This window comes from Kitasatospora sp. NPDC057512, from assembly GCF_042802135.1.
Taxonomy (GTDB): domain Bacteria; phylum Actinomycetota; class Actinomycetes; order Streptomycetales; family Streptomycetaceae; genus Kitasatospora.
Genome location: NZ_JBHVET010000158.1, coordinates 1 through 13,086, shown reverse-complemented (window position 1 = coordinate 13,086; position 13,086 = coordinate 1). Strand labels below are relative to the sequence as shown.

Annotated in this window: 13 protein-coding genes; 9 read left to right on the top strand and 4 right to left on the bottom strand. The window is 72.7% G+C overall.

All coding sequences use genetic code 11. The features are described from left to right. Positions 1–461: 461 nt before the first annotated feature. The gene (locus tag ACFU6K_RS13565) at positions 462–1,349 is read right to left on the bottom strand and encodes a 2-hydroxy-3-oxopropionate reductase (RefSeq protein WP_380662832.1); all 888 of its coding nucleotides are present in this window, start codon (positions 1,347–1,349) and stop codon (positions 462–464) included. Between the two features lie 67 nt (positions 1,350–1,416). Beyond that, positions 1,417–2,262 (bottom strand): TIM barrel protein, encoded by an 846-nt coding sequence (locus ACFU6K_RS13560; protein ID WP_380662830.1) that lies wholly within the window; start codon positions 2,260–2,262, stop codon positions 1,417–1,419. A gap of 248 nt (positions 2,263–2,510) precedes the next feature. Between ACFU6K_RS13560 and ACFU6K_RS13555 the strand changes: the two genes are divergently transcribed. The 7 genes from ACFU6K_RS13555 to ACFU6K_RS13525 all read left to right on the top strand — a co-directional run bounded on the left by ACFU6K_RS13555 (position 2,511) and on the right by ACFU6K_RS13525 (position 8,661). Then, a complete protein-coding gene (locus ACFU6K_RS13555; RefSeq protein ID WP_380662828.1) occupies positions 2,511–2,765 on the top strand; it encodes a thiamine-binding protein in 255 nt (84 codons plus the stop codon). After that, positions 2,762–3,142 carry a helix-turn-helix domain-containing protein gene (locus ACFU6K_RS13550; RefSeq protein ID WP_380662826.1) on the top strand — a complete coding sequence of 127 codons (381 nt, stop codon included), beginning with the start codon at positions 2,762–2,764 and terminating at the stop codon, positions 3,140–3,142. The genes ACFU6K_RS13555 and ACFU6K_RS13550 overlap by 4 nt, the downstream gene beginning before the upstream one ends. A gap of 248 nt (positions 3,143–3,390) precedes the next feature. Further along, entirely contained in the window at positions 3,391–3,894 is a 504-nt protein-coding gene (gene uraD, locus ACFU6K_RS13545; protein ID WP_380662824.1) for a 2-oxo-4-hydroxy-4-carboxy-5-ureidoimidazoline decarboxylase, read from the top strand. A 95-nt stretch (positions 3,895–3,989) separates the two neighbouring features. Continuing rightward, a complete protein-coding gene (uraH, locus tag ACFU6K_RS13540; protein WP_380662822.1) occupies positions 3,990–4,325 on the top strand; it encodes a hydroxyisourate hydrolase in 336 nt (111 codons plus the stop codon). A 32-nt stretch (positions 4,326–4,357) separates the two neighbouring features. After that, positions 4,358–5,278 (top strand): factor-independent urate hydroxylase, encoded by a 921-nt coding sequence (pucL, locus tag ACFU6K_RS13535; protein WP_380662820.1) that lies wholly within the window; start codon positions 4,358–4,360, stop codon positions 5,276–5,278. Between the two features lie 334 nt (positions 5,279–5,612). After that, positions 5,613–7,208 carry a nucleobase:cation symporter-2 family protein gene (locus tag ACFU6K_RS13530; RefSeq protein WP_380662818.1) on the top strand — a complete coding sequence of 532 codons (1,596 nt, stop codon included), beginning with the start codon at positions 5,613–5,615 and terminating at the stop codon, positions 7,206–7,208. 67 nt (positions 7,209–7,275) lie between these two features. Continuing rightward, positions 7,276–8,661 carry an 8-oxoguanine deaminase gene (locus ACFU6K_RS13525; RefSeq protein ID WP_380662816.1) on the top strand — a complete coding sequence of 462 codons (1,386 nt, stop codon included), beginning with the start codon at positions 7,276–7,278 and terminating at the stop codon, positions 8,659–8,661. A gap of 253 nt (positions 8,662–8,914) precedes the next feature. On the opposite strand, the gene ACFU6K_RS13520 is transcribed toward ACFU6K_RS13525, so the two are convergent. Both ACFU6K_RS13520 and aceB read right to left on the bottom strand, forming a co-directional pair. Further along, entirely contained in the window at positions 8,915–9,316 is a 402-nt protein-coding gene (locus ACFU6K_RS13520; protein ID WP_380662814.1) for a gamma-glutamylcyclotransferase, read from the bottom strand. A gap of 133 nt (positions 9,317–9,449) precedes the next feature. Further along, complete coding sequence (aceB, locus tag ACFU6K_RS13515; protein WP_380662812.1) at positions 9,450–11,102, bottom strand: malate synthase A; 1,653 nt, start codon at positions 11,100–11,102, stop codon at positions 9,450–9,452. 202 nt (positions 11,103–11,304) lie between these two features. Between aceB and ACFU6K_RS13510 the strand changes: the two genes are divergently transcribed. Further along, positions 11,305–12,102, top strand: a complete 798-nt coding sequence (locus ACFU6K_RS13510; protein WP_049653741.1) for an IclR family transcriptional regulator — start codon at positions 11,305–11,307, stop codon at positions 12,100–12,102. A gap of 174 nt (positions 12,103–12,276) precedes the next feature. Next, positions 12,277–13,059 (top strand): hypothetical protein, encoded by a 783-nt coding sequence (locus ACFU6K_RS13505; RefSeq protein ID WP_380662810.1) that lies wholly within the window; start codon positions 12,277–12,279, stop codon positions 13,057–13,059. The last annotated feature ends 27 nt before the right edge of the window (positions 13,060–13,086 follow it).

Sequence of the window (13,086 nt, the reverse complement as noted above, 5' to 3'; positions counted from 1 at the left end):
GGGGGCGACGACCACATGGCCCTGGTGGCGGGTGGGGGGCATGGCGCGCTCCTCGCTTCCGTACGGGTCTGGCGGGGGTTCCGGGACGTGCGTCCGGCTGACGTGCGTCCAGCATGGGCCCGGGTGGCCCGCAGGTGCGAGACCCCCGCCCGGCGCGGCCGGGCTGCCGGGGCCGGCCCGGTGGTGCGCCCCCTCCCCGCCGTCCCCCCGCCCGCTTCCGACGCACGAGGGGCTCCCCTCGGCAGGGAGGGGGCCGGGCGACGCGTACCAGGCACGACCGAAGTGCCCCCAGGGGGACGTACGCGTCACCGGCTTGGATCGACCGACGGGCGGGCGGATGAGCCCCGGCCCGCACGCCGGTCGGGTCCGGCCTCCTGGCGGCGCGGGCACGACCGGATAGGTACACGCCACCAGGAGGAACTCGGGGCCGGGGGCTCCGCGCGGGAGCCCCCGGGGAGGGGTTACCCGACCTCGCGCCCGGAGAGCCGCTCGACGCCGCGCAGCAGCGCCGAGTGGTCGAGTGAGCCGTCGCCGTTGGCCCGGGCGGAGGCGACCAGCTGGGCCACCACGGCGCCGACCGGCAGCGCGGCGCCCACGGCGCGGGCGGCGTCGGTGACGATGCCCATGTCCTTGTGGTGCAGGTCGATCCGGAAACCGGGGGCGAACTCGCGGTTCAGCATGTTCGCCCGCTTGCGGTTGAGCACGGTGGAGCCGGCCAGGCCGCCGCCGAGCACGTCCAGCGCGGCCGCGAGGTCGACGCCGGCGTTCTCCAGGAACACCACGGCCTCGGCGAGCACCTGGATGTTGACCGCGACGATCAGCTGGTTGGCGGCCTTGACGGTCTGGCCGGCGCCGGCCGGGCCGACGTGGACGACCGTGGTGCCCAGCGCGTCGAACAGCGGCTTCGCCTCGGCGAAGTCCTCGGCCGCACCGCCGACCATGATCGACAGGACGGCCTCGACGGCGCCGGCCTCACCGCCGGAGACCGGGGCGTCCAGGGTGCGGACGCCCTTCTCCCTGGCGGCGGCCTCGACCCTGACCGAGGTCTGCGGGGTGATCGAGGACATGTCGATCACCAGGGTGCCGGGCCTGGCGTTCTCCAGCACGCCGCCCTCGCCCAGGACGACCTGTTCGACCTGCGGGTCGGCCGGGACCATGGTGATGACCACCTCGGCGTCCCTGACCGCCTCCGCGATGCCGGCGGCGCCGTGGCCGCCGAGCGCGACCAGGGCGTCGATCGGCGGCCGGGTGAGGTTGAAGCCGGTGACGTGGTGGCCGGCCTTGACCAGGTTGGCGGCCATCGGGCTGCCCATGATGCCGAGGCCGATGAAGGCGATCTTGCGGCTCATCGCGTCGAGCTCCTTACGTCTGCGGGTGGGAGGTCGGGTGGGTGGGCAGCGCGGCCGGGCGGCTCCGCTACTGGGCGGCGCGCAGCTCGCGCGGCAGCCACCCGAAGCTGTCGGCGCTGACGCCGCCGGAGGGGCGGTACTCCAGGCCGACGGAGCCCGCGTAGCCCGCGGCCGTGAGCCGGGCGAACAGGTCCTCGAAGTCCAGCTCGCCGGTGCCGGGCTCGTTGCGGCCCGGGGTGTCGGCGATCTGCACGTGGCCGATGCGGTCGGCGTGGGTGTCGATGACCGCCGCCAGGTCCTCGCCGTTCCTGGCCAGGTGGTACAGGTCGCAGAGGAACCGGGCGTTCCCCAGGCCGGTGGCGGCGTTGACCCGGTCGACCACCTCGACCGCGGCGGCGGCCGAGACCAGCGGGTAGTCCGGCGACTCGGCCCTGTTCAGGGCCTCGATCAGCAGGACGGCGCCGATCCCGTGCGCGGCCCGCGCGGCGAGCACCAGGTTCTCCAGCGCGAGCGCGTCCTGCTCGGCCGGGTCGACGCCCTCGACCCGGTTGCCGTACAGCGCGTTGAGCGCGGTGGCGCCGAGCGAGGCGGCGAGTTCCGCGGCGACCGGGAGGTTGGCGCGGAAGCGGTCCCGCTCGGCGGGCACCGAGACGGTTCCGCGGGCGCCCTTGCTCAGGTCGTCCAGGAGGTTGAGGCCGGTGAGCCGCACGCCGGCGTCGGTGAACGCCTTGCGCAGCGCGTCCAGTTCGGCCTGCGAGGGGTCGTGCTCGGCGCCGAAGGGCCACCACAGTTCGGCCGCGGTGAAGCCGGCCGCGGCGGCCGCGGCGGGGCGCTCCAGGAGCGGCAGTTCGCCGAACAGGATCGACAGGTTGACCGTGAAGCCGTGCTTGGCGGCCGCCGTCACGTCGCTCACCTCTCATCTCTCTTCCTTCATCCGCAACTTCCACGATCCGGAAGAGGGATTCTGTGTAGTGGAAGCATCTCCGGCCCGCCGAGCGGGTGTCAAGGGAGTCGCAACATTTTGTTGAAGCAGCCCGAGGGCCCCGACGAGCGCTGCGAGGGCGCGCCGGGGACACGCCGGGGACACGCCGTCCGCGGGGGCCGGACCGTTCGATCCCCCGGCCCCTGCCCGCCCGCACCCCCGCTCGCTACAGTGACCCCGTGCGATTGATGGTGGAGTTCACGACAGAACCGTTCGAACTGGACACGTTCCCGGAGCACGCCGCGGCGGCTCGCAGGGTGGTCGACGACGCCGGCCTGGACGTCTCGGTCGGCCCCTTCGGCACCGGTGCCGAAGGCGGGGCCGAGCAGGTCCTCGCCGCGGTGACCAAGCTGCTCAGGGAGACCCTGGACGCCGGGGCGACCCGGATCTCGGTCCAGGTCAGCGTGCTGGGCGAGGAGGACGGTACGCCGTGACCGAGAACGTGGAACACCCGCTCGCCGCGGCGGTGAAGCCGCTGCTGGCCGCGGTCGGCGCGACGCTCGTCCCGCCGGACGAGGCGAAGCCCGACGACGTGGTCCTGGAGTGGGAGGGCACCCCGGCCCTGGCCGTCCGACTGCCGCACCTGAGCAGCGCGTTGGACCGGCTGCTCACCGAGATGACCCGCCAGTTCGACGGCCGTCCGCTGGCCGAGCTCGACCGCCTGGAGAAGCAGCGGGTCGTCGCCCTGCTGGAGGAGCGCGGCGCCTTCACCGTCCGCCACGGCGTGGAGACCGTCGCCTCCGCCCTGGGCGTCAGCCGCTTCACCGTGTACAACTACCTGAACCGCCAGGACGGCGCGAAGTCGTCCTGACGCTCCGGTTCGACGCCCCCCGGGGCGCGTGCGGGCCTCCGCTCCGGGGGCTTCCGAACGGGTGACCCCGCCGGCACGGCAGGACCGGATCGGCCTGCGGCGGGGCACACTTGGCGAATCGCACACGAAAGGGCCCGGCATCGGGGCCCGGTTCAAAACGTGACCACCAACCGTTCAACAAAGTGTTGACGGCCGGGTGGGGCCGATCTAGCTTTTCCGGGTGGCACCACTCTTCAGGAGGTCCACTCGTGACCAACCACCCCCACACCCTTGACGTCCTGGCCGCGACCGATGCCGCGGAACTGGAAGGGATCCTGCTGGAGGTCTGCTCCAGCCCCCGCTGGGCCGCCGCGGTCGCCGCGGCCCGACCCTGGTCCGACCGCGACACCCTGCTCGCCGCCAACGCGACGGCCATGGCGTCACTGACGACCGAGGACCTGCGCGACGCGATGGCCGGCCACGCCCGGATCGGCCGGCCGACCGCCGGCGACGCCGTCTCCGAGCGCGAACAGGCCGGAATCCAGGGCGTGGACCAGGCGGTCCTCGACGCACTGCACGAGGCCAACGCCGCCTACGAGGCCAAGTTCGGCCACGTGTTCCTGATCTGCGCGACCGGCCGCACCGCGGTCGGCATGCTCGCCGCCCTGCGCGAACGCCACCCCAACGACGCCGCCACCGAGGCGGAGATCGTCCGAGGGGAGCTGCGCAAGATCAACGACATTCGACTCAACCGCCTGCTCGACACGCCGTGACGAATCGTCACATCGCGTTGCACCACCCCTTGCCAGGCACTTCCAGGATTTACTGACGCATCGTCACTTCTGCCATCAGTAAGGTCACTTCACTCATGACCGGCATCTCCACCCACGTGCTCGACACCACCCTCGGCCGACCGGCCGAGGGCGTCCCAGTCGAGCTCGCACTGCACACCGAGGGTGGCTGGCGGGTGCTCGGCACCTCCGCCACGGACTCCGACGGCCGGGTCAGGGACCTGCCGGCCGTGGAGGCGGGCTCGGTCGTCCGGCTGCTCTTCGACACCGGCTCGTACTCCGCGCCCACGTCCGCCGAGCCGCCGTTCTTCCCCGAGGTCTCGATCGTCTTCACGGTCGCGCCCGAACAGCACCACTACCACGTGCCGTTGCTGCTCAACCCGTTCGGATACTCGGTCTACCGCGGAAGCTAGTGGACCGACCTGGAAAGCTTAGGAGTCACGTCATGGCCCACGTGCTCGGTCAGAACCAGTACGGCAAGGCGGAGAACCGCATCGTCCGGATCCACCGCGACTCCACCCGGCACGAGATCAAGGACCTGAACGTCTCGGTCTCGCTCCGCGGCGAGTTCGAGGACGTCCACCTCACCGGGTCCAACGCCAACTGCCTTCCCACCGACACCACCAAGAACACCGTCTACGCCTTCGCCAAGGAGTACGGCATCGAGTCGGCCGAGGCGTTCGGCATCCTCCTGGCCCGCCACTTCGTCGACGACACCGAGCGCGGCGTCGTGCACGGCGCCCGGATCCGGATCGAGGAGTACTCCTGGGACCGGATCCGGACGCCGGACAGTTCGGCCCGCTTCATCGGCTCGGAGGAGGTCGGCCACTCCTTCGTCCGCAACGGCCAGGAGGTCCGCACCAGCGAGATCGTCTACGACGGGGAGTCCGTCCAGGTCATCTCCGGCCTGAAGGACCTGGTCGTCATGAACTCCACCAACTCGGAGTTCTGGGGCTACATCAAGGACGGCTACACCACCCTCCAGGAAGCGTACGACCGCATCCTCGCCACCCAGGTCACCGCCCGCTGGAAGTTCGGCTACAGCGGCCGGGACGGCGAGGCCCAGCCCAACTGGAACCGCTCCTACACCCACGTGAAGCGGCACCTGCTGGAGGCGTTCGCCGAGACCTACTCCTACTCGCTGCAGCAGACCCTGCACGCGATGGGCACCCGGGTCCTCAACAACCGCGCCGAGGTGGACGAGGTCCGCCTGGAACTGCCGAACAAGCACCACTTCCTGGTCGACCTGGAGCCGTTCGGCCTCAAGAACGAGAACGAGGTCTACTTCGCCGCGGACCGCATGTACGGCCTGATCGAGGGCACCGTGCACCGCGAGGGCGTCGTCCCGGTCATCCCGGTCGCCTGACCTCCCCCGCCCCCAGCACCTTCACCATCCCCACCACCCCCAGGCGGACGCCGCCCGGAATCGCCGCACCCCCGGCCCCCACGGGCCGGCCGGCCGGGCGGGCCGCCCCACCGGCCCCATCACAGGGCACCACCCGCACCAGCGGTTCTTCTCCACCTCCACCCCCACCCACCGGAGTTCGTGTCTGCCTCGCGGCGGCCGGCCCGGGGCACTGGAGAGCCCGGCCGAGGGATCCTTGCACCGCCGTCCCGCCCCCGGTCGTACCGGCACCAGCACCAGCCGCACTCCAGCGCCACGGGCGCGCCGGGAGCCACGGGCACAAGAGGGGCTCGACATGGCACCCAGCAACACCACCAGTACCGACGGCGGTTCCACCCCGGAGAGAACGCAAGGCCCGGACGGCCCGGGCACCCCGGACGGCCCGGACAGCGCGCCGGCACACCGCACCGGCAAGCCGCCCCGGCCCGGAACCCATCCCGTGGACGAGGTGCTGCCCCCGGTGAAGCTGTTCTCCACCGGACTCCAGCACGTCGCCGCGATGTACGCGGGGGTCGTCGCACCCCCGCTCATCGTCGGCGCCAGCGTCGGGCTCTCCCCCGCCGAACTCGCCCTGCTCATCTCGGCCAGCCTGTTCACCGCCGGACTGGCCACCCTCCTCCAGACCCTCGGCATCTGGAAGATCGGCGCGCGGCTGCCGTTCGTGAACGGCGTCTCCTTCGCGGGGGTCGCGCCCATGATCGCCATTGCCAAGGGCTCCATCGAGAAGACGGGAGGACCGAAGGAGGCCCTCCCGGTGATCTTCGGAGCGGTGATCGTCGCGGGGCTCCTGTGCTTCCTCGCGGCGCCGTACTTCTGCAAGCTCATCCGGTTCTTCCCCCCGGTCGTCCAGGGCACCGTGATCACCCTCATCGGGGTGTCCCTGCTCCCGGTGGCGGTCAACTGGGCGCGCGGCGGCTCGCCGGGCGCCCCCGGGTACGGCTCCGTGCGGGCCGTCGGCCTCGCCGCGATCACCCTCGTCGCGGTGGTGCTCTGCAACCGGCTGCTGCGCGGGTTCTGGCAGCAGCTGTCCCTGCTCGTCGGCCTGGCGTTCGGCACCCTGATCGCCTTCCCGCTGGGGCTCGCCGACTTCGGCGCGGTCGAGGACGCGAAGGTCTTCTCGCTCCCCTCCCCGTTCCACTTCGGCGCGCCCGTGTTCGACGCCGCCGCGATCGTCTCGATGTGCATCGTCATGGTGGTCGCGATGACCGAGTCCACCGCCGACATGCTCGCCCTCGGCAGGATCGTCGACCGCGAGGCGGACGAACCCACCCTCGCCGCCGGCCTGCGGGCCGACGGCCTGGCCACCGCGCTCAGCCCCGTCTTCAACGGCTTCGCCGCCAGCGCCTTCGCCCAGAACATCGGGCTGGTGGCGCTGACGAAGATCCGCAGCCGCTTCGTGGTCGCGGCCGGCGGAGGCATCCTGGTCCTGCTGGGGCTGTTCCCGGTGCTGGGCTCGGTCGTCTCCCTGGTGCCGCAGCCCGTCCTCGGCGGCGCCGGGATCGTGCTCTTCGGCACGGTCGCGGCCAGCGGCATCCGCACCCTCGCGGAGGCCGGCATGGAGTCCGGCTCGAACACCATCCTGGTGTCCGTCTCGCTCGGGGTCGGCATCGTCCCGATCGCCGCGCCGACGTTCTACGACTCCTTCCCGGAGGCCGCCCGGACCCTGCTGCACTCGGGGATATCGGCCGGCTGCGTGGTGGCCGTCCTGCTCAACCTGCTCTTCCACCACGTCGGGGCCGCCCGTCGCTCCAGGCCCGACCAGGGCTCCGGCGCGACGGTGCCGGCGGCTCCGACCGCTCCCGCGGTGCCGTCGGTGCCGACAGGTCCCACGGTTCCGACGGGTCCCACGGTTCCGACCGTTCCGACGGTTCCGACGGCGACGCCGTCCTGACCGGCCCCGGGAGGGGCGTGCGCCACGGTGCGCACCCCTCCCGGCCCTCCCCCCTAGGAGTCACACCATGGCAGTCCAGCCCCCGCCCACCGACCAGCGGGTCGTGATCGAGAACGTCGCGATCGCCACCGTGGACGCGAACGACACCGAGTACGCCCGCGGCCACGTGGTCCTCCTCGGCAACACCATCGAGGCGGTGGGCGACGGCCCCGCCCCCGCGTGGCTGGACAACGTGGTGCGCCGGATCAACGGCGAGGGCCACCTGGCCACCCCCGGCCTGGTCAACACCCACCACCACTTCTACCAGTGGATCACCCGCGGCCTGGCCCAGGACGACATCCTGTTCGACTGGCTGGTCGCCCTCTACCCGACCTGGGCGCGGATCGACGAGCGGCTCGTGCACGCCGCCAGCCAGGGCTCCGCCGCCGCGCTGCTCAAGTCCGGCTGCACCACCGCCTCGGACCACCACTACGTCTTCCCGACGGACGGCGGCGACATCCTCGGCGCCTCCGTCGAGGCCGTCCAGGAGCTCGGCCTGCGCTTCACCGCGCTGCGCGGCTCGATGGACCGCTCGCAGAAGGACGGCGGGCTGCCGCCGGACCACGCGGTCGAGGAGCTCGACGACATCCTGGCCGCCTCCGAGGCCGCAGTGGACCGCTACCACGACTCCTCCTTCGGCTCGATGCTGCACATCGCCCTCGCGCCCTGCTCGCCCTTCTCCGTCTCCACCGACCTGCTCCGGCAGTCCGCCGAACTCGCCCGCCGCAAGGGCGTCCGGCTGCACACCCACGGCTCGGAGACGGCCGAGGAGGAGGCGTTCTGCAAGGAGCTGTTCGGCATGGGGCCGACCGACTACTTCGAGTCGGTGGGCTGGCTCGGCGAGGACGTCTGGATGGCGCACTGCGTGCACATGAACGACTCCGACATCGCCAAGTTCGCCGAGACCGGCACCGGCGTCGCCCACTGCCCGTCCTCCAACGCCCGCCTGGCGGCCGGGATCGCGCGGGTGCCCGACATGCTCCGGGCCGGCGTCCCGGTCGGGCTCGGGGTGGACGGCACCGCCTCCAACGAGTCCGGCGAGCTGGGGACGGAGCTGCGCAACGCCCTGCTGATCAACCGGCTGCACGGCTCCCCCGCCGCGCTGACCGGGCGGCAGGCGCTGCGCCTGGGCACCATGGGCGGCGCCCGGGTGCTCGGCCGACAGGACGAGATCGGCTCGATCGAGGTCGGCAAGCTCGCCGACCTGGCGCTGTGGAAGATCGACGGGGTCATGCACTCGTCCATCGCCGACCCGGTCGCCGCGCTCACCTTCGGCGCGCTGCCGCCGCTGTCGGTGCTGTTCGTCAACGGCAACGCGGTGGTCGAGAAGGGGCGGCTGACCACCGTCAACGAGGACCGGATCGCACGCGACTGCGCCCGCGCCGCCCGCGAGCTGGCGGCCCGTCCGGTCTAGGGGCCGGTCCGGTCCAGGGCCGGTCCGACGCCCACCCCGTACTCCGGGGGCGCCCAGGGACGGTGCGCCTCCGGGCTCCGCGCGCCTTCGGCGACGGACGGACGACAACGGCAGACGGATGACAGCTGACAACTTTCGTCATCTGTTATCTGTTATCTGTCATCTGTCGTTTGTTCGCTGTCACCGGTGCGCGGACCGCGGCCCCGGACCCACGGCGAGGGTCCGGGGCTGCCGGCGCACCCGGCAGCAGCCGTCAGGCCGTACGCCCGATCGACGCCAGGTAGGCGCGCCAGCCGCCGTGGTGGGTGATCTCCCGGTGGACACCGCGCTCCAGCTCACCCCGGGAGAGCAGCATGGACAGGCACGCGGAGCCGTCCTCCAGCTCGATGACGCCCAGTTCCAGCTCCCGCGGCTCCCCCGGCAGGATCACGTCCCGCAGCCGCTCCAGGGGGATGTCGTACAACTCGCCCTCGATGGCCGTGTCCGCCCCCGGGTCGGCCAGCAGTCCCGGGCAGACGTCCGTACCGCCACTGTGGTCGATGGAGAAGAAGCGGTAGCCGGGGGCCGTCCTGGCCGGCCCGACCAGCGAGTCGGCGACCTTCGCGTGGAAGGGACCGCCGACCATCGCCTGGCCGTTGAAGAACATCCGCGCCATGGGTGAACTCCTCACGTGGACAAGACCGTTCCGTACGGCGACGAGAGGACGGATGGGATTCGTCGCCGCACGGAACGGAGTGGTGGGCCGCCGGGGCACCGCAGCCAGGCAGGCGCCGGCGGGCAGGCCGGGATCAGCCCAGCAGCGGGAGGGCGGGGAGGGTCAGGAAGTCCACGAACTCCTCGGCCAGGGAGACCTGTTCGAAGAGCCGGGCGGCCTCCTGCCAGCGGCCGGCGCCGTAGGCCTCCTCGCCCAGTTCGGCGAGGAGGCCGGCCAGCTCCGCGGCGACCAGGGAGCGGACCAGTTCGGCGGTGGCCTTCTCGCCGGTGTCGGACAGCACGACCCCGTTGTGGATCCACTGCCAGATCTGCGAGCGGGAGATCTCGGCGGTGGCGGCGTCCTCCATCATGTTGAAGATGCCGACGGCCCCGAGCCCGCGCAGCCAGGCCTCGATGTAGCGGATGCCGACCTGGACGGCGTTGTGCAGCCCCGCGCGGGTGCAGGTGCCGCCGGCGCCGGCGATGTCGAGGAGCTGGGCCGCGGTCACCGGCTCGGCCGGGCCGGGGTTGTCCTTCTGGTGGGGCCGCTCGCCGAGCACCGCGTCGAAGGAGGCCCGGGCGACCGGCACCAGGTCGGGGTGGGCGACCCAGGAGCCGTCGAAGCCGTTCCCGGCCTCGCGGTCCTTGTCCGCCTTGACCTTCTCCAGTGCGGCCGCGTTGACCTCCGGGTCACGGCGGCTCGGGATGAAGGCGGCCATGCCGCCGATCGCGTGGGCGCCGCGCCGGTGGCAGGTCCGCACCAGCAGCCGGGTGTAGGCGGCCATGAACGGCGAGGCCATCGTGACGCTGTTGCGGTCCGGCAGGATGTAGTGCTCACCGGCGTCGCGGAAGTTCTTGACGATCGAGAACAGGTAGTCCCAGCGCCCGGCGTTGAGGCCGGCCGCGTGGTCGCGCAGCTCGTAGAGGATCTCGTCCATCTCGAACGCGGCGGTGATGGTCTCGATCAGCACGGTCGCCCGGATCGTGCCGTGCGGGATGCCGAGTTCGGCCTGGGCGTGGGTGAACACGTCGTTCCACAGCCGGGCCTCGCGGTGGCTCTCGGTCTTCGGCAGGTAGAAGTACGGGCCGGAGTTGGGGTCCTCGGCGCCCTTGGCCAGCAGCCGGGCGGCGTTGTGGAAGAAGTAGAGGCCGAAGTCGACGAACGCGCCGGCCACCGGAGTGCCGTCGACCAGCAGGTGGTTCTCGTCCAGGTGCCAGCCGCGGGGGCGGACCACGACGGTGGCGAGCTCGGCGGCGGGCTTGAGGGTGTACGCCTTGCCGGCCGCGCCGGTGAAGTCGATCCGGCCCTCGAAGGCGTCGATCAGGTTGACCTGGCCGCCGACCACGTTCTCCCAGGTCGGGGCGGTGGCGTCCTCGAAGTCCGCGAGCCAGATCCTCGCCCCGGAGTTGAGCGCGTTGACGACCATCTTGCGGTCGGTCGGACCGGTGATCTCGACCCGGCGGTCCTGGAGGGCGCGCGGCGCCTCGGCGACCTTCCAGTCCCCGGCCCGGATGTCGGCGGTGTCGGGGAGGAAGTCCAGCGTGCCGGTGGCGGCGATCTCGGCGCGGCGGGCCTTCCGCCCGGCCAGCAGCTCCTGTCGGCGCCCCTCGAAGGCCTGATGGAGTCCGGCGACGAAGGCCAGCGCCTCCTCGGTGAGCACCTCCTCCGCCCGGTGGACGCGAGGACCGGCGACAGTGACGACCGGAGCGGCGGGCGAGGCGCCGACGGGCCCCTGATCTGCAGCCATGAGCAGGACACTCCTAAGACGGTTGAGCCTGGCGGAGGGAGCTCCGGTGGGAACTTCCTCAGGAAACTTCCTCGATCGGGACCCGCCTGTCGGCGAGTTCGATTCTGTAAGGTGGAGACTAGTTTCCGCGATACAGAATTTCAACGGTTTGTTGAAGAGATCGCCGGGACTCTACTCCTCCCCGACAGTGAAGGGAACGCCGGTGGTTGCGACCCCCGACCCAGCATCGACGACAGGCGCCGACCGCGCGGGCGGCGGCGTGCAGTCCGTCGAACGCGCCTTCCAACTCCTGGAGGCGCTGGCCGACTCCGGCGGCGTGGCCACCCTCAGCGAGCTCTCCACCACGTCCGGCCTCCCGATGCCGACCATCCACCGGTTGGTTCGTACCCTCGTGCAGCAGGGCTATGTCCGCCAGGACACCGCGCGCCGCTACACCCTCGGCCCCCGGCTGATCCGGCTCGGCGAGACGGCCGGCCGGCTGCTCGGCAGCTGGGCCCGCCCGTACCTGGCCGAGCTCATGGAGGCCACCGGCGAGACCGCCAACCTGGCGGTGCTGGAGGGCGGCGAGGTGGTGTACGTCGGCCAGGTGCAGTCGCGCCGCTCGATGCGGATGTTCACCGAGGTCGGCCGACGGGTGCAGCCGCACTGCACCGGCGTCGGCAAGGCGCTGCTCGCCCAGCTGCCCGAGGACGAGGCCCGCGCCGTCCTCGGCCCCAACCCACTGCCCGCGCACACCGAGTACACGGTCACCGACCCGCAGGAGCTGATGCGCCAGCTCGCCGAGGCGCGCGAGCGCGGCTACGTGGTCGACGACCAGGAGCAGGAGATCGGCGTCCGCTGCATCGCGCTCGCCGTCCCGGGCGCGCCGACGCCCACCGCCCTCTCGGTCTCCGGCCCGGAGGCCCGCATCCGGGCCCTGGAGGAGCAGGCCGGAGCCGCCTCGCTGGTGCCGGTGATGCACCAGATCGCGACCCGGCTGGGGCAGGTCCTCGCCCCCTGACGGAACGTCAACCACCCTTGTCCGCCGACCCGGTCGGGACGGCGCGCCGCGTCATCCGTTCGGGCGGACGACGGGCGGGTTGCCACCGGGCACCGGCGGTGGCTCCGCCACCCTGGTGCCGACGCGGCCCGCAACGGCGCGGGCGGCCGGGACGCGAGGGCAGGGTGAGCGGGGATGGAGCAGCAGCACCGGGACGCTTGGGAGGGCACGCGGGGCGGCGAGGTCCGGGCCGGCGAGGTCCGGGCCGGTGGCGTACGGGCCGATGGCGTACGGCGCCCCGCGAGGGGCCGGGGGTTCGGCGGGGCCGGGCTGGTCGCGGCCGTGGCGGCGGGGTGCGCGGTGACGGTACTGGCCACCGACCCGGTCTGGGCGCTGCGGCGGCCCGAGCCCCGGCCCGCCGTGGAGGTCGTCGCGGCCGGTGCGCCCGCACCGTCCACCCTGCCCGCACCGGCGACGCCCACGGCCTCGACCCTGCCTGCCCCGGCGAAGCCCGGGGCAGGGGCCGGGTCAGGGTACGCCGCCGGGTCCGAGACGGCCGCGGCCGCCGCGCGCCCGTCCGACTCCGACCTGGAGGTGGTCCGGATCGACCCGGACGCGGCCGCGCCCGGCGGCACCACCACCATCCACGCCTTCGTCGGCAACGGGGGCCCGGAGACCACCGCCTCCCCGTTCACGGTCGCGGTCACCCTGCCGGAGGGCGTCAGCCCGGAGGGCCCGTTCTTCCCCTCCACCTGCCAGGTGGTGAGCCACGGCCGCGTCGTGCGGTGCGTGTTCGGGCCCGGGCTGCGGGAGGGGCGCAGCGCGACCGCCCTCATCCCGGTCCGGCTCGCCCCGGACCTTCCGGCGGGCAGGCTGAGCGGCGGCTCGGTCGCGGTGCGCAGCGCGGACGACCGGTACGAGGGCAACAACCGGCAGCCGTTCGACATCACGGTGGTCAGGACGGCCGCCGGCACCTGAGCCGCGCGGGTCACGCGGTCCCGCCGG